Source organism: Pseudomonas sp. NPDC047961 (assembly GCF_050272435.1).
Lineage (GTDB): Bacteria > Pseudomonadota > Gammaproteobacteria > Pseudomonadales > Pseudomonadaceae > Stutzerimonas.
This window is the reverse complement of record NZ_JBNNMD010000005.1, coordinates 1-22813: the sequence shown is the minus strand read 5'-3', so window position 1 is coordinate 22813 and position 22813 is coordinate 1. Positions and strand designations below refer to the sequence as shown.

The 22813-nt window shown below is 59.9% G+C and carries 19 protein-coding genes; all 19 read right to left on the bottom strand.

The window, feature by feature from the left end:
* Positions 1-14: 14 nt before the first annotated feature.
* Positions 15-887, bottom strand: a complete 873-nt coding sequence (gene icmH / locus ACQKIK_RS16605) for a type IVB secretion system protein IcmH/DotU (protein WP_499136759.1) — start codon at positions 885-887, stop codon at positions 15-17.
* Positions 888-892: 5 nt separating this feature from the next.
* Positions 893-2224: a type VI secretion system baseplate subunit TssK gene (gene tssK / locus ACQKIK_RS16600; RefSeq protein ID WP_045422483.1), complete on the bottom strand. Its 1332-nt coding sequence runs from the start codon at positions 2222-2224 to the stop codon at positions 893-895.
* 3 nt (positions 2225-2227) lie between these two features.
* A complete protein-coding gene (gene tssJ, locus ACQKIK_RS16595; RefSeq protein ID WP_499136758.1) occupies positions 2228-2707 on the bottom strand; it encodes a type VI secretion system lipoprotein TssJ in 480 nt (159 codons plus the stop codon).
* Positions 2708-2712: 5 nt separating this feature from the next.
* The gene (gene tagH / locus ACQKIK_RS16590) at positions 2713-3906 is read right to left on the bottom strand and encodes a type VI secretion system-associated FHA domain protein TagH (protein WP_499136757.1); all 1194 of its coding nucleotides are present in this window, start codon (positions 3904-3906) and stop codon (positions 2713-2715) included.
* A gap of 20 nt (positions 3907-3926) precedes the next feature.
* A complete protein-coding gene (locus ACQKIK_RS16585; protein WP_045422479.1) occupies positions 3927-4061 on the bottom strand; it encodes a hypothetical protein in 135 nt (44 codons plus the stop codon).
* 596 nt (positions 4062-4657) lie between these two features.
* Entirely contained in the window at positions 4658-6823 is a 2166-nt protein-coding gene (locus ACQKIK_RS16580; protein WP_499136756.1) for a lipase family protein, read from the bottom strand.
* A 6-nt stretch (positions 6824-6829) separates the two neighbouring features.
* Positions 6830-7579 (bottom strand): hypothetical protein, encoded by a 750-nt coding sequence (locus ACQKIK_RS16575; protein ID WP_499136754.1) that lies wholly within the window; start codon positions 7577-7579, stop codon positions 6830-6832.
* A gap of 30 nt (positions 7580-7609) precedes the next feature.
* Positions 7610-7903, bottom strand: a complete 294-nt coding sequence (locus ACQKIK_RS16570; RefSeq protein ID WP_081262859.1) for a YceK/YidQ family lipoprotein — start codon at positions 7901-7903, stop codon at positions 7610-7612.
* 51 nt (positions 7904-7954) lie between these two features.
* Complete coding sequence (locus tag ACQKIK_RS16565) at positions 7955-8800, bottom strand: DUF4123 domain-containing protein (protein ID WP_499136753.1); 846 nt, start codon at positions 8798-8800, stop codon at positions 7955-7957.
* A complete protein-coding gene (locus ACQKIK_RS16560; RefSeq protein WP_499136751.1) occupies positions 8797-10872 on the bottom strand; it encodes a type VI secretion system Vgr family protein in 2076 nt (691 codons plus the stop codon). The genes ACQKIK_RS16565 and ACQKIK_RS16560 overlap by 4 nt, the downstream gene beginning before the upstream one ends.
* A gap of 15 nt (positions 10873-10887) precedes the next feature.
* The gene (locus tag ACQKIK_RS16555; RefSeq protein ID WP_499136750.1) at positions 10888-12396 is read right to left on the bottom strand and encodes a sigma-54 interaction domain-containing protein; all 1509 of its coding nucleotides are present in this window, start codon (positions 12394-12396) and stop codon (positions 10888-10890) included.
* A gap of 10 nt (positions 12397-12406) precedes the next feature.
* Positions 12407-15016: a type VI secretion system ATPase TssH gene (gene tssH, locus ACQKIK_RS16550; RefSeq protein ID WP_499136749.1), complete on the bottom strand. Its 2610-nt coding sequence runs from the start codon at positions 15014-15016 to the stop codon at positions 12407-12409.
* A 5-nt stretch (positions 15017-15021) separates the two neighbouring features.
* The gene (gene tssG / locus ACQKIK_RS16545; protein WP_499136748.1) at positions 15022-16029 is read right to left on the bottom strand and encodes a type VI secretion system baseplate subunit TssG; all 1008 of its coding nucleotides are present in this window, start codon (positions 16027-16029) and stop codon (positions 15022-15024) included.
* Positions 15993-17783, bottom strand: coding sequence for a type VI secretion system baseplate subunit TssF (gene tssF, locus ACQKIK_RS16540; protein ID WP_499136746.1), 1791 nt, complete (start codon positions 17781-17783; stop codon positions 15993-15995). Before tssF ends, tssG begins: the two co-directional genes overlap by 37 nt.
* Before the next feature lie 28 nt (positions 17784-17811).
* Positions 17812-18087: a PAAR domain-containing protein gene (locus tag ACQKIK_RS16535; protein WP_499136745.1), complete on the bottom strand. Its 276-nt coding sequence runs from the start codon at positions 18085-18087 to the stop codon at positions 17812-17814.
* 10 nt (positions 18088-18097) lie between these two features.
* Positions 18098-18502 carry a type VI secretion system baseplate subunit TssE gene (tssE, locus tag ACQKIK_RS16530; RefSeq protein WP_127838208.1) on the bottom strand — a complete coding sequence of 135 codons (405 nt, stop codon included), beginning with the start codon at positions 18500-18502 and terminating at the stop codon, positions 18098-18100.
* 6 nt (positions 18503-18508) lie between these two features.
* Positions 18509-19987: a type VI secretion system contractile sheath large subunit gene (gene tssC / locus ACQKIK_RS16525; protein ID WP_499136744.1), complete on the bottom strand. Its 1479-nt coding sequence runs from the start codon at positions 19985-19987 to the stop codon at positions 18509-18511.
* 27 nt (positions 19988-20014) lie between these two features.
* Positions 20015-20521, bottom strand: a complete 507-nt coding sequence (gene tssB / locus ACQKIK_RS16520) for a type VI secretion system contractile sheath small subunit (protein WP_045422460.1) — start codon at positions 20519-20521, stop codon at positions 20015-20017.
* 32 nt (positions 20522-20553) lie between these two features.
* Positions 20554-22116, bottom strand: coding sequence for a type VI secretion system protein TssA (gene tssA / locus ACQKIK_RS16515; protein WP_499136743.1), 1563 nt, complete (start codon positions 22114-22116; stop codon positions 20554-20556).
* Between the last annotated feature and the right edge of the window lie 697 nt (positions 22117-22813).

Genomic DNA, 22813 nt, shown 5'->3' with positions numbered 1-22813 from the left:
GCGTTACGTCCTTGTTACGGCTTGGGCTCGATCTGAATGGTTGGATCGATGGATTGGTATGGTTGCAGGACCGTTTCGCGCTGCTCGCCCAGCACCCAGGCGAAACCGGCGTAAAGCATCCCCAGGCAGATCAGGGTGCAAAGCGCGACCATCCACCACGGCACGATGCGTACCAGGCGCCGGCGGGTATCCTTCAGACCCTGCCAGTGCGGCGAGACCTCGCGCGGTACGTCGCCGCGCAGTTGACGAATCTGCCGGTAGAGGCTGTCTCGCACCGCTTCGAGTTCGAGCATGCCGCGCGGCATGACCCGGTACTTGCCCTCGAAGCCCAGCGACAGGCAGAGATACATCAGCTCCAACATCGGCAAGTGCTTGACCGGGTTGCGCGAGAGGCGCTCGAGTAGCTGGAAGAACTTCTCGCCGCCAAAAGTCTCGTTGTGGAAGGAGGACAGCAGACTCATCTGCGACCATTCACTTTCGTTGCCCCAAGGTGTGGTCACCACAGCCTCGTCGATTGCCGTGCATAACACATAACGGGCGGCCATCACCTGGCTGCTTTCCGCACCATCGTGCAGGGCCCGGTGTTCGAACAGCTTGAGTTCGCCGGACAGGCGCTGGTTCAGCACGAGCAGGTCTTCGCCTTCGTAGCTGTGCTTGAGCCGCACCACTTCCGAGAGCAGTGACGAGGCCGCCGCGACCAATGGGTTGAGGCTGATGTTGAAGGTTTCGGCCGGACGCAGCCGCGCTGCGTAGATCATCCGCTCTTCAAGCTGCTCGAATTTGGGTGGCGCGCTGAAGTCGGTCAGCGGGCTTTGCGCCGGAGCATCGCCGTGGCGATTGAGGATGACGGTCTTGTCGTCCTGTGCGTAGTCCATTTCTCTGATCATGTTGGTCAGTTCCTGATCGCCCAAAATTTCAGCTCAAGGCCGGTAAATTCGCCGGACACGTGGAAGGCGAAGCCGCCGGAACGCTCCAGCTGCGCCAGTTCCTCGGAACTAAGTTCCAGCGCGAAATAGGTCTTGCCGGAATGAAATGGGATCTGCCGCGGCGCCACCGGCAGCGGTTTGACCTTGATCCCCGGCAGGTGAAGATTGACCAACTGGCGAATACGCTCCACCGGACCGACCTTGAGGTGAGCTGGCAAGCGCGTTCGCAACTCTTCGGAGTCACATTGGGCGCTGGCTGCGAGTACGAACGAGGCGCTGCCGAGCAGCTTGTGATCGTGCAGTGGTGAGACCTGGATGCCGTACTGGCGCTGCTGCAGTAGCAGCTCGATGGCATGCTGCTCAAGCACCATCGACAGCACCTGGCGAATCGCATCCATCAGCTTGCGGAACGACAGCCCTTGATCGTTGTGCAGGTAACGACCCTCCAGGCGAGGGCGCTTGGTCTCGCTGGAGAACGTCGCCAGTTCCCCCAGCAACCCCAGCAGCTCACGGTAGATGTGTTCGGGATGGATCCGGTCGATGCCCATGTAATGGCGTAGCACGGGTTCGTAGCGGTTGATCAGCTGCAACATCATGAAGTCACCAACTTCAGCGCCGCCTACTTTGCCGGTCGCGCGAATACGCTCGGCCAGGATGTCGCCGCGATGCCCCAGCATGCTGATCACTTCTTTCAGGCACGACAGTAGATAGCTGGATGCCTGGAAGTCGATAAAGGTCGGTATGTACTCGGGGTCGAGGCTGATGACCCCATCCGGCGTGGTGTCGAGGATGTCGCAAAGCTTGAGTTTCACGTAAGCCTGATCGCTCTGCTGCTCACCCAGCAACAGCCGAAAGTCCGGTCGCCCAGTGCTGACCTGGCTGCTGCTGCTGTCGCCAGCGTTGGAGTCAGTGACCTCTTCGTCGAAAGCGGTGTAGCGCGCCAGTACGTCCTTCTGTTCTGGACGGCGGCTCTCGATGTGATTGCCGGTCACCAGCGGTAACGCCAGGTACACAGGCGTATTGCCAGTGTTGGGCGGCACGTCCAGAGCCAGTGGCTCACGCTCTGCGCCAATCTCGAACAGGCTGCCATCAGGAAGTAGACCACTCGCCTGGCTAAGCACCAGCTTGCCCATATTGAGGAACTGACGGTCGATCTCCAGCCCGAAGAAGCCCCAGGCGTAATGGCCTAACTTCTGTGTCCGCAGCTTGAGTTGCGCGTCGTAGTAACGATCGCTTTGCTGGAAATGCTGTGGACGCAACAGCATGCCTTCCTGCCAGATGACTTTGTTCATGCTCATCGATCAGTCTCCCTTCGCGAGCGGATCGATGGCCTTGATTCCGTGCTCGTCGAGCATCAGCTCAATGCGGTTCTGCGCCTTGTGTTGCAGCGGGATAACGAAACTCCAGCTCGATTCGGGCAGGTCGCGATAAGCGGCCATCACGCCGACATAGCGGCTACCGTCCTGAACAAACAGCTTGAGGTCGCGCTGCTCCCCTGGCCGCAGTTCCAGCTCTTCCTGAATCACCATGTCCGGGGACAAGGCTTCCTTGGGTCGCTGGTAGAGCGAAAAGAAGTCGGCGTTCTCGAAGGCCACCGGATGCTTGAGCTCCAACAGGCGGATCACGACGGGTGACGGGCGGCCGTTAAGGTCGGGGTTGAGCCTGTCGCTCCCCTGCAGCGACAGGTCCAGCTTGGTCAGGTCTGAGTTGGGCGAGAGGGCAGAGCAGCCGCTCAGAACGGCAAGCGCCGCCAGCACTGCGGCGGGTAAAAAGCGTGACATGAACATCATCCTTGAAGGTCTGTGTTGAGCGTGGCGATCAGGCGGGCCTGCTCCTCGTAAGCCTGGGCGAAGTCTCGAGCAAATAAACGTTCGCCCCAATCGTCGTCACGCTGCATCGCCGAGTGCAGCCGCTTATAGGCACGCCAGCGGTTACCGGATGTGGAAATAAGAGGTTTGTTGTCACGCTCGAAGCGCAGCGCCAGCTGATCTGGGGACAATTGCTCCAGCATGCCTTTGATGGCAGCGCGACTGGCGGCCAGCATGGCCACTTGATGTGCCTGAAGATCACGGTAAGCGCGCCCCATGGCCTGTTCCGCGGGTAGCTGCCCCGATTTGCCGCCGCGCAGCAGAAGGTTCAGGGCTTCCCCGCTGTCGATGCTGTGCTTGAGCGGGTTGTTGCCGGCGCTCTGCACAGTGGTCACTGACAGGCGCATCTCGTTTTTCAGCTCGCCCCGGGTGCGCAGCGCCTGTTGAAGCCCACCGACGCTCTGCTTGAGCAGACATGCAGCCTTGAGGGCCAATGCTTGACGAGCTTCTTCGTCCAGGCTGCCCAGATCGACGCCGAGCGCTTCACCGAAGCGCGTCCAGAAATCTGGTGCTAGACGTTCGGGCTCCGGTGCGATCTGGGGTGGTGTGGCCTCCTTGGGCATCACTAATTCGGGAACCCGCAGACTCTCCTCGTCGATCTGCGCATAGTCGCGCTGCTGAGCTTGGGCGCGTGGGGGCGCGAGCACCGCAGTCAGGTCGTCGACCTCGGCGTAGACGCGCTCCTGCTGATCGAGCGCAGTCAGCGGGTCGAGGTCAAGAAAGGCATCGTCGGGGATGATGCTACCGGCCGGCTGCGGGCGCCCAATGTCGCCTTCGAAAGAAGCGGGGTCCTGAATCAGTCGCGCGCGAATTTCGAAGTCACCCAGGCAGTAGACGCTGCCATGCTCGATGCGCTGGGCCCGACCTTTGTCCAGGCTGGCGCCGGTGTCTTTGAGCTGGATGCCGTTGCTGCTGGTGTCGGTGAGGAAGAACGCCCCGTCGCGGTAGCTTACTTCGGCGTGTCGACTGGACAATACCCGCTTACGGTCCGGGATTACCCAGTCACAATCTTCAGCGCGGCCGATGATGCCGCCGGCCTGCTTGAAGGTCTTACTGCTGATCAGCCCCGGCGCGAACTGCTGCGCACTGACCATATCGAAAACCAGTTCCATGGCTTCTTCTCCTTGGCGAGTCAGCTGCTGCGTGTCGATGCTTGCGGATCGCCCAGAGGGCGATATTCGTCATCGTTGAATTTGTAGTTACCGGAGCAGCCGGCAAGGGCGAGGGATGCGATGAATAAAACGAGGGCGCAATAGCGGGCTAGCACGCAATTTCCTCCTTGAAAGCGTGTGGGCAGACGGCCCCGCTGACCGATAACGGCGAAGCGAGACTCAGGCTGTGCATTGAAGTTCACCCAGGTGTGCCTGTGAGTGAACGCGGTCACGAAAAAGGGTGGGGCTGGCTTGGAAACGAGAGCTGAGACTCTAAAGCCGCAACAAGCGGGGCCAATTCCTAGGACGTCTTCGGAGCTGAGTCGCCTGAGGGTGGCGTGCAGTTGATCTCCGTTTATTAAAGACCGTGGCCCCCGCTGCGGCGTTAAGTGGCCCGGGCGCTAGACGCGACCATGCGTGGTGCGCTTAGCTCGATGCTTGTCCAGGCCCGCACCGATGTCCATGAGCCGGATGCCGTTTGGCTGCTAACGCCGGTCAAAAAGCCGGAGCCATCGGCTGGCTCTCCTTACATGTCGGCTTATCAGCATGCGCTTGCCATCCAGCGCCCCTCAGTCGTGCTCCGCCGGAGACCAATGACACCCCGGCGTGCTTGACTGTTTGGTAGTCGATGGGCCTGGCGCGCGAATTGCTATGCACTGACCACATTGAAGACCAGTTTCAAGGTTGTTAACTGCTTGGGCTGGAGGCCGCGTTACGCATAGGCCCACATCTCAACGGTTGGGATCTTGGCCAGCTTTTCGGCTTGCATATTTGCGTCAATTGCACGCCACTCGCTGACCAATTCCGCAAGATCTGGACGTTGGCTAAGATCGCCGAAGACATCTTCACTGGCCAGTTGTCGCTGCGCCTGTTTGAGCAAACGGGTGCGCGCGCGCACCAATGCCTCGCGTTGTTCGCTACCGAGCTTGCGCGCCAAGTTGATGCCATCGTGATAAAGCTGGCGTAGTTCCATATCCGACTTGTTATAGAAACGGGCGTCATGACGCAGACGTACTTGGCGACGAAACTCGATGAAGCTGCCGGGCTGCCAATTTGCCAGCTGCTGCTCTACTTGCTGCACTTGCGTCTGGATGTCCCTCAACTCCTCCGGTGTAAACAGCGCACCATTGCGGCTCTCGACACTAGCATTCCAGCGCAGCAGCGTCGTCAGCATGGAGCGGCTATAGCCGCCATCGCTGGAGTGCTCCGCTGCAGAAAGGGCTTGGGCGATCAGTGATTTACGCTTGGGCATATCATTTTCGAGGTCCAGCGCACCGGCGTAGGTGGCGCAGGCTTGCTCGTCAATAACTGCACAGCCGGGTTGCCAGAGGATCGCCGCTTCACTGCCGGCATTGTGCTTACGCGGCATAAAGTGGCGCTGCTCACCATGGTGTTCGTAAGGATCGCCACGTAGATTCAGCAGCCCACCTAACAGCATTGCGATACCCAGAAGCGGTGAGCTGAGTAGGGCCACTGTACCGGGTAGAGCGAGTTTCCACTCCGCATCCATCCAGGTGAAGGGCACGCCCGGCACCGGGTCGTTATGGTTGACCAAGCGGTGGTGGATAAGGGCTGCTGCACCTTCGGCGAAAGCACGGTCGCCTGCACGCGGGGCGCCGAAGGTGTAGAGCTGAATGTTGTCCGACCAGTCGCGACGTAGCCACTCTGCCAATAGCAGAGCAATTGCACCGCCTAGGCTATGGCCGCAGACCACAATGTGATGTTCTGGTCGATGGAAGGCATCTAGATAGCGCTGTATGAAATCTTTAGCGGCCTGAAAGGCTTCGTAAAACCCACGATGTGCCTGGCCGTCACCTTCCTTATAGGGCACTTGGCGGGCATCCAGGTCGCGAAGAATATCCGATGTCTCCTGTGTACCCCGTACGGTAATCAAAATTACCTTGTCGCTATGAGTGATAAAGGCCTGGGTTTCTGATTTTTCGTGATAGATAAAGTGAACGTCTTCGGGGTTGTTCCAGCCTTCAGCTGCTTCAGCTTGATAGCGAGCTGGATCGTGCGGCATCACCTCCAAACGTTTGGAGTAGGGCACTTCTTCGCAGAGCAGATGGTACTTCGCATCGTTGAAGCGGCTCGGCTTTACCAAGCGGGCCAGCTGCTCGCGCAAGACATGGCCGATGGTGCCAGCGAGATCATAGGGTGGAGCTGAGGAAACATAGGGCTTGTCGGTGATCATCCGTTGACCGAATGGCGCATAAACAAATGCACTCATCACCGCCAAGTGGTATGCATTCAAGGCGCAGAAGGTTTTGTCCAGCGATAGTAGGGGGCTAAAGGCACGTAGCGCCTTCACCTCCAATAGGTGATGCAGGTTGGGTGTCAGGGCTGCGCCCAACTCCTTGGCTGCCAGTCCAGCACTTTCCTTTAGTACCGCAGATGGTCGCGGCCACCAGGAAGTATCCTGATCGGGTAGGTGCTTGGTTGCTTCGGCAAAGTCGCTGACCTCCACCCGCAGAAAGCGTGCTTTTTCCCGCGTTGCACGCTCTTCTGCCAGATAGGTTTTGCCGTCCGCACGGCGAGGGCCCATAGGGGATTGTTCGGCGGCGACTTGCAGAGATGTGAGCGGTAACTTGAAAGCTTTTCTAATGGTTAACTCCTCGTACCACCAGTCGAGACTTCCTGCATCGATGGTTGAAAGATCAAGAACAGCAGGGCCGCAGTTGAAGCCCTCTACTTGTGCGAACCCGTCATCGTCCAGAGTCCCTTCGTACCTCTGCCCTTGGCTATCGTGCAACGTATAAGCGAGGCTGGCATAAGGCATACCTTCGCCGTGCTCGTCGACTAGGCGAAAGCTGACCCAATGCTTCCGTTGCGGGCAATCCAGTGTTTCAACCTTGCTTAACTTCGCCGAGTCATTCATCCCTGATCACTCCGTGCAATTGGGGTAGACGGTGCATTCGCGGCCGTTCATTTTGAAAGTTTTAAATACGGGGGGCACTTGGCAGCTTTGCCATCCATCCTTTGGCAGGCAAGGTTTCCAGCCCTTTGCGAACTTAACCCAGGTTCTATCTCGAGACGGCTGTTCTTCAGGATTTACCCGAAAATCCAACCTGATAGTTTTATCCCGCAGCTCGTTGCCTGCTAAATGGGCCCCGGCACCTTTGCAATTCATTAGTTTGCTGATTTCACCTAGACGTGATTTGGCAGTGCTTTGCTGGAACCACCAAGTACAGTCAGCCTGCCTGGTGAGAATCCCGTTTGCGTCAAAGCCCGGAGCCCCCTCCGGGAGTTTGTCGACTATCTCCAAACCTCCGTTGTCGTACGTCTGTTGCCAGTCCATGTCGCCGTAACGACCATGTATAAACAACCCGACCCTGGCCAAACGCATTTCGCACAACCCATTGCGATAGCTGACAGGGATAGTGAAACGGTACTGCTGCTTATCGTCCTGAAAGCCACTCTCGAACGACTTGGCTTGGCGCCGTCCGCCGTCACAACCATTGGCCACACCGTAGTGGGCCTGCGCCTTAAGTGAAAAATTGGCCGGCAGTTCGCCCTCCAAGGTAAAGCTTTCACCGATCATCGGGCTGAGTGAACTGCACGCGCTGAGCGAGAGGCCAAGCAAACTGGAGCATAAGACTATGCGGCCAAGTTTAGTCTTATTAGAGGATTTCATTCCTGATTACTCCTAGCCATTGAACAGGACTTAATTTTTATAATTGAATGTGTCATAAGGAACTAATAACGTGTCTATCGAAACATCGATTGGCAGTGACGCTAATGTTATTATGGGGCATACCACCATAATCCAGCAGGCTACAGTCGCGCCGTTAGCTTCTTTGTTAGTGTTGTGCAGGCCGAGCAACATGAGATTGCCCTGCGTCCCTTTATAATATTTGCTCTCTATGGCCGTGGGTTCTGATCGTCCTATTAACGTTCCGCAGGCGGTTAGGCAAAGTAAAGCGGCTAACAATAAACCGGCGCGTATCACAGTGCTCATGCTAATTCCTTTATCATTGTTGCCGCTCGTTAGCGCTTGGCTGCACAGCCTCTACGCTGGGTAAACCGCAGTAGTTGCCAACTCACGGCTAGTGCGTTCGAAGTGTGCGTCTGGTGTTTCGTTATCCAAAACAGCCCATGCCGAATGACCGACGAGTTCAGGTTGAAGTTGATGCTGAAGGAGAAACTGAATGCGTTCTAACGACTGCCACCGCCACCTCTTGGCTTTACCAAGCTGGGCCTCTAGCCAGTTACTCAGGGGCTGGGTTTCAGCCAACTGAGCGGTTGCGGCTGAGTGGTTCTGCCACAACCATTGTTCTAGGTTATGGTGCAGGATTTCATGAGTGACGCACTCTGGCTCGGCGAGCTCCTGCCAGGGCTTTTCGAAGGGGGCTTGGTATAGGCCTGGGTACGGGTTATGGATGCTTTGCCAAGTCTGACCATCCCAACATAGCGCACTGTTTAATTGTCCCAGCAGCAACGGATATTGATTCTCGCTGAGCTCTGCGAGATGGCGGGCGATTACCCGGTTGTCCTGGAAACGGTAGAGTGCCCGTTGCTCTTGCCCATCGATCAGCATGCGCTCTCGCCAGTGCTGAGCGAGTACGCTTAAGTCGATGTGCTCGGCGCTGGCCATCCAACCCCAGTTTCTTTGGGGATCATCCAACAAGGTTTGAAGAAACGCTGCGTCTGGATGGTTTACATGTACCAGCCATGGGCCAACAACGGCCATATCGTCAAACTCTGTACCTTGATAAAGGTTGATGTAGTTCTGCATCAGGTTCGCGCCGAATAGCTCCACAATCGGATCGGGTTCCGCTAAACGATCGACTACCAATAGCAGCTCGCGCCCTCGGGATTGCTGATCGTCTAGCCAGTGTCGAGCGAGTTCGATCATTCGCTGGCTCCCGTTTCGCAAACTCCATCCCTACACGCCTCGCAAATCGGGCAACGGCTTGCGCCAATCTGTCTGGCCTTACGCGCGATTTGCAGTTGAGTATTTGCCAGTGCCAGCTTTGGCTGCGCGCCGGCCTTGTCTTGATCGGCTGCCCAGGGAACCACTGGCGCCAAAATGCTCAACCCTGTGCCTTTACCCGGGACCCCACCGGAATTCATCTTGATGGTCGCGCCATTCAGCGTGACGCCGCTGGGGTCGAGCTTTAGAAAGCTGCCACCGCCGCTGGCGGTGAGCTCCATTCCGGCATCGATGACGACTTTGCTGCCGGCGTAGTAGTGGATTTCGTTACCCGCCTCGACGAACTGGCCTGTGCCGATCTTCACGTGCTGGGCGTTGCCCACGGTGAGGTGGTCGTTGGCGCGGATCTCGGTTTTGCGGTCGGCGTGGGTGGTGCGGTGTTCTTCTGCCTTGAATTCGCTGTAGCTGTTGGCCTCGACGGTGTCGTGGCGTTCGTGGCCGATGCGAATTTTTTGGTCGTGTTCGATGTTCTCGTCCCAGTCGCGCTGGGCGTGGATGTAGATCTGCTCGGCGCCTTTGCGGTCTTCGATGCGCAGTTCGTTGTAGCCGCCGCCACCGGGTGAACTCAGGGTCTTGAAGACGCTGCGGGTCTTGTTGGCTGGCAGGTCGTAGGGGGCGACATGTTCCTTGTGGTACAGGCAGCCGGTGACTAGAGGCTGGTCTGGGTCGCCTTCGAGGAAGGTCACCAGCACTTCCATCCCAACGCGGGGGATGGCGATGCCGCCGTAGCGGTCGCCGGCCCAGCTTGTGCTGACACGCAGCCAGCAGCTGGTCTTGTCGTCGGCCTGGCCTTCGCGGTCCCAGTGGAACTGGACTTTCACGCGACCGTACTCGTCGCAGTGGATTTCTTCACCAGCAGGGCCTGTGACAACGGCAGTCTGGCTACCGAGAACCTTAGGCTTGGGATGCTTCAGGGCCGGGCGGTAGGGGGCATGCCAGGGCGTCGCGGTGAAGTGGTTGCGGTAGCCTTGGGTGAAGCCGTCAGGGGCCAGGCTATCGCTTGTCACCGACTCTTCCAGCACTTGCGGCTGCTTGCCTTCATGGAGGATTTCGTTGAGCAGCCAGAGCTGGTTCCAGTCATTGAGCGGGTGGTCGGTCAACGCGAGAAAATGGCCGGTGGCCAGCTGCGGTTGGTCGCTCTCACCTTCGGCTAGTTCGTAGTCGCTGCGGTGGCGTTCAAGCGCGCGTTGGGACAGGTGCTTGCCGCGGGCTCGCTCGGTGAAACGGCCGGGGTAGTCGTAATCTTCTAGGTCCGGTTGGAACTCGCTGTAGAAGGCACCTTCCATGGTCAGGCGCGGTTTCTCGAAATCATAGTCGCGGCGAGTGACGCGGCTGGTGCGGGTCTCGACCCGCAGGCCGAAGCGTTTGACCACCGGCTCGTCCGCGACCAAACCGGAATCCTGCTGGTACGTCACCGGTGCGAGCTTGGGAAACCCCGTCTGGTCATCTCCGAAGACCAGCACATGGCCCGCCGCGCTGTGCTGGGAGTGGTAGTGAATGCCCTCTTCCTCGCACAGGCGCTGGATGAAGTGCAGATCGCTTTCGTCGTACTGCACACAGTAATTGCGCTCGGGGTAGACCGAGCCGAGGCGGAAGCGAAAAGCGTTGGCCTGGATGCCATGCTCTTCGAGCACCTGGCTGATGATCTTTTCCACCGTGAGGTGCTGGAAGATCCGCTGGTTGGTACGGTGGGATAAATAGGCCAGCTGCGGACGTAGGGTGATGTGGTAGCGGGTCAGGCGCTTGCCGGAGTCACCTTGGGCGACGCGGTGGATCAGGCCATGGATGCCGTTTCCGGCCGGCGATAGGGCCAGGAAGGCCGGCTGATGCAGCAGATTTTCCAGGTCCAGATCAGGGCGTTCGCTAACCAGTTCGAGCTCGAAGGAGAAGGGCTGAGAGAGCGCCTCGCGGCCCCTGAATTCTAGAACCTGCAGGTCGTGCTCGATGCCATCGATGGCGAGACTGAAGTGAGTTTCGTTGGCCGGGTTGAACATGTCTTCGGTCCGTACTTAGAGGGATGCTGGGCTGATGTTCAGCCGGTCCATGCGATAGAGCAGGGTGCGGCGCGGCAAGCCGAGTTCGCGTGCGGCCTGACTCTGGTTGCCACCGTTGTTGCGCAGGCAGTCGATCAACAGGTTGCGCTCGACCCGCTCGAGCCGTTCGCGCAGGCTCAGCGTGCTGTCGAGTTCATCATCCAGCTTACGCAGACTGAAATGCTCCGGCAGCAGTTCGCCGGTCTCGCAGAGCAGTACGGCACGTTCGACCAGTCCCTTTAGCTCCCGCACATTGCCCGGGAATCCATAGCCGGCGAGCTGTTCCAGTGCAGCATCGGACCAGCGCACGGCATCACGTTGCAGAAAGCCGCAGGCGTTGTCCGCAAAATGCCGCGCCAGGCGCAGGATGTCTTGCCCGCGCTCGCGCAGGGGCGGCAGTTCTATCGGGAAAATGGAGAGCCGGTAGTAAAGATCCTCGCGAAAACGACCTTCCTCGACGCGCTTGTGCAGGTCTTGGTGAGTTGCAGCGACGACCCGGACATCGACCTTGTGGGTGCGAGTGCTGCCCAGCGGCCGCACTTCGCCTTCCTGCAGGACCCGTAAGAGCTTGGCCTGCAAGGTCAACGGCATGTCACCGATCTCGTCTAGAAACAGCGTGCCGCCATTGGCCGCATCGAACAGCCCTTCGTGGTCACGATCAGCACCGGTAAAGGCCCCCTTGCGATAGCCGAACAGCTCACTTTCCAGTAAATGCTCCGGTAAAGCCGCGCAATTCTGGACGATAAAGGCCTGGCTGCGTCGCGAGCCGCAATCATGAATGGCGCGGGCAACGAGTTCCTTTCCCGTGCCGGTTTCACCGGTCAGCATAACGCTTACCGGGTTATGCAATACCTTGCTGATCAGCCCGTAGACTGCGCGCATCCGTGGACTGTCGCCGATCAGGCCATAGCCGCTGGCGCAGGGACGCGTCGATGCAGCGGGTGCGAGATCTGGTTGCCGAGTGTCACGCAAACGATTGAGCAGTTGCGCCTGGCCAAGGGCGAACCGGCCAAGGTTGGACAGCGTGGCCGAGTCCGCCGCGAGATCTTGATGGGTGTTGCTGGCAGCCACCAGTAACCCGGCGGTATGGCCCTCAGCGTCCTGCAGCGGCAGGCACAGCAGGCTGCGCCATGGGCGCGATGTTTCTGGCAGGAAGCTGGTCTGGTGCAGGCTGGCATCGAGTGGCGCGATGCTCAGTTGCTGGTTCTGGCTGAGGCAATACTGCAGCAATTGTTCGTCGCGATAGTCGCTGGGCACGCTGGTCGCCTCGTGCCCCCGCGCTCCCTCCAACCATTCGGCCGAAAGCGTCAGGCGCGTATGGGTTGCGTCGAGCAGGTAGAGCTGAGCGAGCGGGCAGTGCGCCAGTTGTGCGACCAGTTCGGTGAGCCCATTGAGCCAAGCGTTCGTGTCGGTGTTCCATGCCAACTCGGCGAAGCGCTCGAGCAGCGATCGCGGGTCAAATGTTGAGGGCGGTTCGACGAACATGGGCGGGACCTTAAGCGAACTCACAGACCACCGCCCCGTTGCCGTCGAGGGTTGCATGCACGCGCTGCAGGGTTTCGCCGCCAGCCATGGCGTCGAGCAGCCGGTCGACTACCAGCGGTTGCAGGTGCTGGTCGATGAGATGGTCGATCAGCCGCGCGCCGCTTTCGCTATGTGTGCAGCGCTCGGCCAGATGCGCCAGCAACGCCGGGCAATGGCTGAACTGCAGCTGACGTCGGGCGAGGCGCTCGCCAAAACGGGTGAGCTTGAGCCCCACCAGCTCCTCCAGCACGTCACCCTCGATCGGGTAATAAGGCACCACGCGCATCCGGCCGAGCAGTGCCGGCTTGAAATGCTGCGTCAGCTGCGGGCGAATGGCCTGCTCCAAATCGTCGGCTGCGGGGCGCTGGCTGTTGGCGCAGAGACCGGCGATGCGTTCACTGGCCAGGTTGCTGGTCATCAGGATCAAGGTGTTGCGGAAGTTGATTTCGCGCCCTTCGCCGTCGTTGGCCACACCCTTGTCGAAGATCTGATAGAACACGTTCATCACATCCGGATCGGCCTTCTCGACTTCGTCGAGTAGCACCACCGAGTAGGGTTTCTGCCGGACGGCCTCGGTGAGCATGCCGCCCTCACCGTAGCCCACATAGCCTGGCGGCGCGCCGATGAGCCGAGAAACACTGTGCTTTTCCTGAAACTCGGACATGTTGATGGTGGTGAGAAAGCGCTCACCGCCGTAGAGCAGGTCGGCCAGCGCCAGGGCAGTCTCGGTCTTGCCGACCCCGCTGGGGCCGACCAGTAGGAACACGCCCACCGGCGCGTCGGCGCGGTTGAGGCCGGCGGCGGTCGCGCGCATCGAGCGGTCCAGTGCCTCGACGGCTTGCTCCTGGCCACGCACCCGCTGGCGAAGGTCGCTGGCGAAGGTCAGCACTTTGCTGTTGTGCTCGCGTGCCAGTTGCGAAAGCGGCACGCCGGTCCAGTGGCTGATCACCTCGGCCACCAGACGTGGGCACACCTCGAAGCTGACTAGGCGCTCGTGGGTCTGGGCGCTGGCCAGCTCACCCTGTACGTCACGCAGTTCGGCTTCCAGCGTTTCGATATCCTGCGGCGGTTGCGCGCAGGCTTCGTCTACAGCTACTTGGCGAGCTGTCGCGCAAGCCTTTCGCAGTTCCAGCAGCCGTTCGGCGAGTTCGCGCTGGACGGACCAGCGGGTTTCTACTTGTTCGAGTTCGGCACGTGCTTCGCTCAGTCGGACGTCCAAAGCGTCGAGCGCCTCACGGTCTACGCTCAATCCGGCATCGAGGTCCCGACGTACCGCTTCGCGTTGGCGTTCACCTTCTGCAATTTCCCCGCGCAGGCGCTCCAGTGCTTCCGGTGCAGCTGCAAGGCTGATGCGCACGCGGGCGCAGGCGGTGTCCAATACATCCACCGCCTTATCGGGCAGTTGGCGGCCTGCCAGGTAGCGGGCCGACAGTTCGGCGGCGGCTACCACTGCGTCGTCACGCAGATAGATGCCGTGGCTCTTTTCATAGACCGGCGCTAGGCCGCGCAGGATGGTCACCGCTTCGGAAACAGTCGGCTCGTGCAGCTGCACCGGCTGGAAGCGACGTGCGAGGGCCGGGTCCTTCTCGAAGTACTTTTTGTATTCACTCCATGTCGTGGCGGCGATGGTGCGCAGCTCGCCCCGGGCCAGTGCTGGCTTGAGCAGGTTGGCCGCGTCGCCGCTACCTGCCTGGCCACCCGCGCCGATCAGCGTGTGGGCTTCGTCGATGAACAGGATGATTGGCTTGGGCGAGCCTTTGACTTCATCGATCACGCCCTGCAGGCGGCGCTCGAATTCCCCTTTGACGCTGGCGCCGGCCTGCAGCAGGCCAAGGTCCAGGGCCATGAGTTCGACGCCCTTGAGTGCGTCCGGGACTTCGCCGGCCGCAATGCGCAACGCCAGGCCTTCGACGATGGCGGTCTTGCCGACCCCGGCTTCGCCTACCACGATCGGATTACTTTTGCGCCGGCGGGCGAGAATGTCGATCATCTGGCGAATGGCGCCATCGCGGCACAGGACAGGGTCGAGCTTGCCGTCACGGGCTTGCTGGGTAAAGTTATGCGTGAAGCGTGAGAGGTTCGATTCGCCACCGGCGGTGGGGGTGCCTGCGGGTTGTTGCGTCGGCTGTTGGGCCAAGGCGAACTCACGCAGTCGCTCGGCGTTGAGCCTGGCTAGCAACGGTTGGTAGTGACTGCCGGCGTAGCGCATCGGGTTGCGCAACAGCGCCAGGATCAGCGCGGCCTGGTCGATCTGGCTCTGGCCGAGCTCGAGGTTGCCGACCAGCAGCGCATCCTGCAGCCACTGCACCAGCTCCGCGGAAAACACCGGATTGCGCGACTCGCTGTGCTCGCCACGTGGTTGCAGCGCCTGGGCCAGCGTGCCGGGAACAACGTCTGCATCCTGCAGCGCGCGGTTCAGCAGGCCTTCGGGGCGCTCCAGCAAGCCGAGCAGCAGGTCTTCGACGAGTATCTTGTTGCCGCCACGGACCACGCAGCGCTCCGCCGCGGTTTCCAGATCATGCTTGGTCTGCGCATCCAGAGCCTGGACCAGTTGTTGAAGGTCTACGTTGATCATCTTCATCTTCCTTAATGAGTCTGGCTGCCCAGGGTGACCATGCCGTCGGCGCGCTCGCTGCCGAGCCAGCTGGTCCAGCCGAGGCGGCAGGTGTTCTCGGCGCCGATGCGCAGGTCACGAATGTCGTCCTGGCGCAATTGCAGGCGGATGTCATAGTCCAGCGGATCGCGCAGGGTGAAGCGCACCAGTGCACAGAGCGGCTGATAGCCGGTGCCGACTGGCAGAAATTCGTGAAAGCGGTCCCAACTGAGTTGCCGGATATGGATGCGGAACTTGCCGCCGCGATCCCGCACCCGCTCGCCCAGCACCAGACTCTCACCGAGCTGGCTGTTGGCACGACCGAGGCGGTTCTGCTGCTCGGCGAGAATCTCGACCTGACGCTCAAGGCATTGCTCGATGCGCAGGTCGGCGTGCTTGAAGTAGTAGCGCAGTACCGACTCGATCAAAGCCGCCGAGTGTGCGCGCAGGCTGAGCAGCCCCAGGTACGGCAGTAGGCGCTTCCAGTTCAACTCAGAGGCGGCACGAATCTGCTCACCGCCGAGGCCGATGAGGGCGAACAGCTGTTCGGACAGCGGGTCGCGTGCGCCAGTGCTGAAGCGTGCGCGGTAACGGTACTTCTGCCAGATCGGCAGAATCAGACGCTGCAGACGATTGTTGAACAGGTCGAGAAATTCGCGTGTCGGGTTGCCTTCGGCGCTATCGCCGAGAGCCTGCTCACCATAGAAGGCAGGCAATGGCGAGCCGGCCCCGAAGAGGCTGACCAGGTTGATCCGCAGTTGCGCACGCAGTTGCCCATGCTCTTCGAAAAAGTGCACGCGGTCGACGTCGCTGCCGGGGAAGCCCAGGCTCGGGTTGGCCTGGAACTCCAGGTGCTCGCAGAGCGCCTCTTCGTCCAGGTCCGGATGTGCGGCTTTCAGACGGTCCATCACCAGGAGCACACCCTGGAACAGGCTGTACTCGCGGATACCCCGGCTGATCCGGTTTAGAGTAGGGGCTGCTGCCCCATACGCGGCGTCCATTGGTACACCTCTCCCTGTGTGCTCTTGACGCGCAGCTCGTGATACGAGTTGAGGCTTGCGTACAGCGCAAAGAATTCATTGAGAATCGAGGCGAAAAGGAACAGGTCCCCATCGCCCAGATAGCCCTCGGGGTCCATCACCAGTTCCGTGCGCACGCCGCGCACCGGCAGGCCGCGGTGCAGCCGGTCAACGTGCTGATGGCCGATCTGCTTAAGGCCGCCGAGCAGGCGCTTGCTGACCTTCTCCGCGTGCTGGTCGTAATAGCGCGGCAGGTCATAGGTCTCGAGGATCACCTTGAGCGCCTCGACGTTGGCCAGCGACAGGTAATTGAGCGACATGTTGCTGATCAACTTCCAGAGGAAGTCACGATGCAGCGGCGGCGCATAGCTCGGCGTCACGGCGCTGATGTTGCGGAAGGTCAGGAACTCCGGCGTGTCTTCGCTGGGTAGACAGATATCGCCCAGGCGCAGCTGGCGCGGCAGGTTCTGGTTGGTGCAGGTCAGCTCGATGGACAGTGTCTCGTGCTGGTCCAGGTTGCGCAGACCAAAGCTGAGGTAGGTCTCAAGGCCGTCGCCCAGCATCGAGGGCTGCTGACGCACGCTGTAGTGCGGGCGCGCCACCGGTACGTCGAAACTGGGGTCATGCTCGAAGGATTCGAACGGCACGTATTCTTCGTAGCCCATGCCGCCCGGCTTCCAGCCGGTAACACGGTCGACCGAAAAGACACCGCAGTGGGTGCTGTCGAGTTCGGATGGCATCAGCAGATACTGGTCCTGCTTGCCGTCCAGGCGAATCGGGATGGCGTCGTGTTCGAACAGGTTGACCACCGGGGTGCAGTACAGGCGCACGTTATCCAGCGTCGGGCGGATGCGCTGCACGCCAGCCTTGTGGATGTCGAAGCGCAGCTCGAAGCCACGCGCCTGTTCCAGCACCTCCTGCGGCAGACGCTTGATGGCATCGAGGCCAAGCAAGTCGACGAACAGGAATTTCTCCTGGAAGGCGAAGTACTCTTGCAGGTAGCGGTAACCGCGGAAGGTGTTGAGCGGATAGGGGATCAATGCCTGATCTTCGGCAAATCCCACCGGCTGAAGCTTTGATGGATCGATATGGAGTGCGGGTAGCGCAACGCCGAAGCCGTCACTGAATGGTTTGCCGTTGGCATCCAAGGCAAACAGCTGCACGTCAGCGACGTTGCGCAGCAAGCTCAGATAAAGCATCTGGCTGATGTAACGCTCGCCAGCGAGATGAAGGCGCAGCTGCTTAAGATTCAACTCACCCAGATGCCCATCGGCCGTCATCTGCAAACGCAGGCTCAGCAATGCGCCACCGCCTTTAACTGAATAGTCCAACGCGCCGAGCGCCAACGGCAGAACCTCGGTGGCGTAGGCGGTACGGAAGCGGCAGGTCACACCCTTGATCGGCTTGGATTCGACCGGCGTATTGCGCGGCACCATCAACGCAGGGCCTGGTCGATTGACCGGGTCGAACTGCAACATGCTGAACGCCGGCAGCGGGCGCATGTAGTTCGGCCACAGCAGGTGCATCAAGGAATGGGTCAGCTCCGGCAGCTCGTCATCGAGCTTCTGGCGCAGGCGCCCGGTGAGAAAGGCGAAGCCTTCCAGCAACCGCTCGACATCCGGATCACGCCCGGCCTGTCCGAGGAATGGTGCCAGCGCCGGACTACGCTCGGAGAAGCGCTTGCCGAGTTGGCGCAGGGCGGTGAGTTCGCTCTGGTAGTAGTGGTTGAAGGACATCAGCCGGCCATCCCTGTAAGGCGCATGGTCAACCGCCAATCACAATGGTGCCGGACCCGGCGATCACCGGATTACCGTGATCAGCCATCGTGCCCACCGTAGTAGCCGGTTTGCCGTTGATCAGCACTGTTGGGATGACCGCACTGGCCAACGCGCTGCCACACGAGGTGGGATCACCCATGCGTGCGGCGGGCATGCCTTCGAACAGAACGTCAGGAGAGCCGGCCGCGATCGGGTTGGTGCCGTGGCCCTTCTTCGGGCAATTGGTGGGGTCGCCCAGTCGGGCTGCGGGTTTACCGGACATCAGGCTCTCCTTAGTGGACTTTCACTTGTCCGCTGCCGTCCAGGCTCGCGGAAAAACTTACTTGGCGCTTCGAACCGTCGACTTCCAGCAGACCTTCGATGGCGAAGGACAGGCTCAGTGGATCGTGCGTGCGGGGCAGGGATATCACCCGGACCTGGCTCAAGCGGGGTTCGTACGCTTCGATGAAGCGTTCAATGGCGATACGCGCCTGTTGCAGCGAGTCGTGCAGCGACAGGCGCATATCGTTCAAATCGGGCAACCCGTAGTCGGGCAACGTTTGCACGCTGCCCGCCCGGGTGCTGAGCATTTTGGCCAGATGGGCAGCCACCGAAGCCATTGCCGCGACTTCGCGACTCCAGCCGGCGCGCTTGTCGGCGTCACCGCCGAGGCGTTCGAAAAGGCTGCCGTAGGACATGGATGCTTATTCCTTGTCCAGCTTGCCAACCAGCGACAGCGTGAAATCGGCACCCATGTACTTGAAGTGCGGGCGCACGTTCAGGCTGACGCGGTACCAGCCCGGCTCTCCGTCGACATCGCTGACGACGACTTGCGCGGCGCGCAGCGGACGACGGCTACGGACTTCGGAGCTTGGGTTCTCCTGGTCGGCCACGTACTGGCGAATCCACTTGTTCAGTTCCAGTTCCAGGTCGGTACGCTCTTTCCAGGCACCGATCTGTTCGCGCTGCAGCACTTTGAGGTAGTGCGCCAGGCGGTTGACGATGAACAGGTAAGGCAGCTGAGTGCCGAGCTTATAGTTGAGTTCGGCGTTCTTGCCTTCTTCGCTGTTGCCGAAGAACTTCGGCTTTTGCGCAGAGTTGGCGGAGAAGAACGCGGCGTTGTCGCTGCCCTTACGCATGGTCAGAGCGATGAAGCCTTCTTCGGCCAGTTCGTATTCACGACGGTCGGAGACCAGCACTTCGGTCGGAATCTTGGTTTCGATCTCGCCCATGCTCTCGAAGTGGTGCAGCGGTAGGTCTTCCACCGCGCCACCGCTTTGCGGGCCGATGATGTTCGGGCACCAGCGGAACTTGGCGAAGCTGTCGGTCAGACGGCTGGCGAAGGTGTACGCGGTGTTGCCCCAAAGATAATGCTCGTGGCTGTTGGCCACGTTTTCCTTGTAGACGAAGGATTTGACTGGGTTGTCTTCCGGGTCGTAGGGATTACGTAGCAGGAAGCGCGGTACGGTCAGGCCGACGTAACGGGCATCCTCCTGCTCGCGAAAGCTTTGCCACTTGGCGAACTGCGGGCCTTCGAAGTGATCTTTCAGATCCTTCACGTCCGGCAGGCCGGTGAAGCTTTCCAGACCGAAGAATTTCGGGCCGGCCGCCGCTATGAAGGGCGCGTGGGACATGCTGGCGACCGAGGCCACGTACTGCATGGTCTTGATGTCCGGTGCGCTCGGGTCGAAGAAGTAATTGGCAATCAGGGCACCGACCGGCTGGCCGCCGAACTGGCCGTACTCAGCGGTATAGATGTGCTTGTACAGGCCGGACTGGACCACTTCTGGGCTGTCCTCGAAGTCATCGAGCAGGTCTTGCTTGGACGCGTTGAGGACTTCGAGCTTGATGTTCTCGCGGAAGTTGGTGCGATCGACCAGCAGCTTGAGGCCGCGCCAGGAGGATTCCAGCGTCTGGAACTGCTGGTGGTGGAGAATCTCGTCCATCTGACGGCTGAGCTTGGCGTCGATTTCCGCAATCATGCGGTCGACCATGGCCTTCTTGACCGGCTCGTGCTCGTTCTGTGGCTTGAGGAGTTCTTCGATGAAAGCCGACACGCCGCGCTTGGCGATGTCGTAGGCCTCGTCTTCGGGGGTCAGTTTGGTTTCAGCGATGATGCGGTCGAGAATGCCGAGTTCGGCAAGGTTCTTGCCACTTTCAACGGCTGCTGCGCTAGTGCTCATGGTGTTGGCGTTCCTTGTCGGAAGTAATCAGGCGTCCAATTGTTCTTTCGCGGCGAGACCCAGCTCACCGAGTACACGGTCACGCGAGTCGTCGTCGGCGAGTACACTTTCGATCGCTTTGCGGAAGGCCGGGGCGTTACCCAGCGGGCCCTTGAGGGCGACCAGCGCGTCTCGCAGTTCCATCAGCTTTTTCAATTCGGGAACCTGTTCGACCAGGTTGGCCGGGTTGAAGTCCTTCATCGAGTTGATGTTCAGCTGTACGGCCAGCTCTTCATCGGTGGGCTCGTCCTGCAGACGGTTCGGCACCGAGAAAGTGAGGTTCAGCTCCTGCTTGGCCAGGACCTCGTCGAAGCTGTTCTTGTCGATGGCGATCGGCTTGCGGTCCTCGATCTTGCGATGGTCGGCGCGCTGGGTGAAATCGCCGAGCACCATCAACTTCAGTGGCAGTTCGAGTTCTTCCTGAGCGCCGCCGGTGGCAGGCTTGAAGGTGACGTTGATGCGTTCTTTGGGGGCTACCGAGCCTTCTTTGGCCATGGGTCTTCTCCTTTGGTTTACGGCCCGGGGGCCTAATCGAGTACCACTTCGAGGTCGAGGTGGCACAGCCTGCGGTAAATCTCATCCTTGCTTTCGCGCACGGCGTGGTTCTGCGGCAGCAGCTCGCAACAGCTATGCAGCAGACGCAGCACCTCGAGGGCGAGATCGGGTTCCCAGTCGCCCAGGCCCGTGGCCTGTAGCGTCTGATCGAGGGATTCGAGTTGGGTCTTGGCCAGGTCGTATTTTTTGGCCTGCAAGCACAGCCGGGCCAAAGTCAGTTGCCAGTAGAAACGCTCCCGCCCACCGCGTGCCTGGTTGAGGCCGAGCTTGAGCTTCTGCACGGCGCTTTTGAGGCCGTCTTTGCGTAAGTGAGGAAGTACCTCCTGCAGCGCCTCTTCCCAGACGGGCGTAGTACCGCCCCGGTTGATTGGCGATTCGCTTGCAGCCTGCGCGGGCTGTACATGAGGCATTACTTGGGCGCTGATCCAGGCGCGAGTTTCTGCGTCGGCAAAGGGTGCGCCGTCATGAAAGCGCAGCTCCTCTAGCCCCGGCATTCGTTGCAGGAAGAGCGCGAGCTGGATTTCTACCTCGCGCATTGCCTGTTCGGCGTCGAGCTCGCTCAAGCATCCCCAGGCCAGGCGCTGACCATCGAGCCAGAACGGCGCGCGGGCAATGCTGGCTTCTAGGTCGGCTAATAAGTCGGCGTATAGGCCCTGCGAGAAGCGCTCGCGATAGCTGGCGAGTTTGTCTGCCGGGATGCCGCGTAGTGCGGTGATCTGATCGGCGTTGCGTTCGGGGAGACAGTCGATGGGTAGCCACAGAAGAGTGCGAGCCAGCCGCAGAGGCTTGAGATCGGTAGCTTTTTGCTTGAGCCACCAGCCGCAAAGCGGTCTGGCCTGATCCTGCAGGCTGCGCAGGCTCTTATGGGCGTCTTTCTCGTGCTCTACCGGTGTTGCAGCGGTGAACACTTGCGCAGCCACCTGTTTGACCTGGGCTATAGCTGCGCCCACAGCACCTGGGTGCGGATGCGCGGCGCCAGCTCGCTTGACCATTTCCTCGAGCCGACGACATAGAGGTAATAGGAGCGGAGCCTGTGTCCCTAACTTCGCTGCTAGGCAGCTTTCGAGGCTGCGTAGCTCGACCGTGATCTGCTCGAATAGTTGAAGTTGCTCGCCCATCGGCACATGTTCGGCAAGCACCTGTTCCATCCGAGGAACCAGCCACGTGATCGCAGCAGCACGCGTGCGGTCCTTGCGTGGATGGATGTCGTCCCAGTGGTCGCGGCAAAAGAATCCAAGCATGGACAGGCCGGCATGCAACCCGAGAAACGAATCACGTTGATACAGGCTCCAAGTCAGCCAAGCCGCAATACGTAAATCTTTAGTCTGAGTGCTCAGCAGGCTTTCGCTGCCCTCACGCACTGTATCCCAGTCTACGGACCCCGAGGCATGTAGCGACGCCGCCTTGCCAAGCTCCTGCTCCAGCAACTCATATTCAGCGGCATAGCGAACATCGTCGCCTGCGAAGCAAGTGGCTGTGATGGGTGCTTTTGCTAGTGTCAATACATGGACGGCTAGCTTGTTCGAAAACGTCATTCCATGACTCAATTAATGCCTGCGTCAGCGTTTACTGTTGCAGGTGCGCTTCATGCGCAACGACTTGCCACGTGCTAAACCCGCACGTCATTGAGATGCGAATGCTAGGCAGGAAGGCTGGGTTCGACTGTGAAGTGGTTTCCATCTAGGCCAATGGAGCGTTCCGTGACGCTAGGGGTGTGCTCGAGATGAGCAGTAGTTAACTTCTTGGTGCTCAATCATGATGAACCTCTTTCCGGAGTCTTTGTCTCCTCGGCATTTCTCATAACCAGGGGCAGTGCTCATACGAGACGAGATGCCTCTTTATATAGAGAAAAATGCGCACTGCTCGCAGGGCAGAGAAAACCGTTGACGTGAGTTTCTGAGTGCCTATAATGCGCACCTTCTCCGGCGCAGGCCTTTAGCGAACCTCTTGTAAATCAAGAAGTTAGCGAAAATAAAGGGTTGTACGGATGGCGAATTCGAGTAGAATGCGCCGGGCTGGCAGGGTGGTGGTTGAGTCCTGTTGGTGGCTTCGGTCAGGTTGATCGGAAGCGGTTGAAAGAGGTGGTTGACAGCGGTTTTAGACGCTGTATGATTCGCCTCCCGCTGACGAGAGGCATTAGGTTGATCGGAAGCGCAAGCGGTTGAGAAGAAAGAAAAACTTCTTCAAAAACAGCTTGACGAGACACAAGGCTGCTGTAGAATGCGCGGCCTC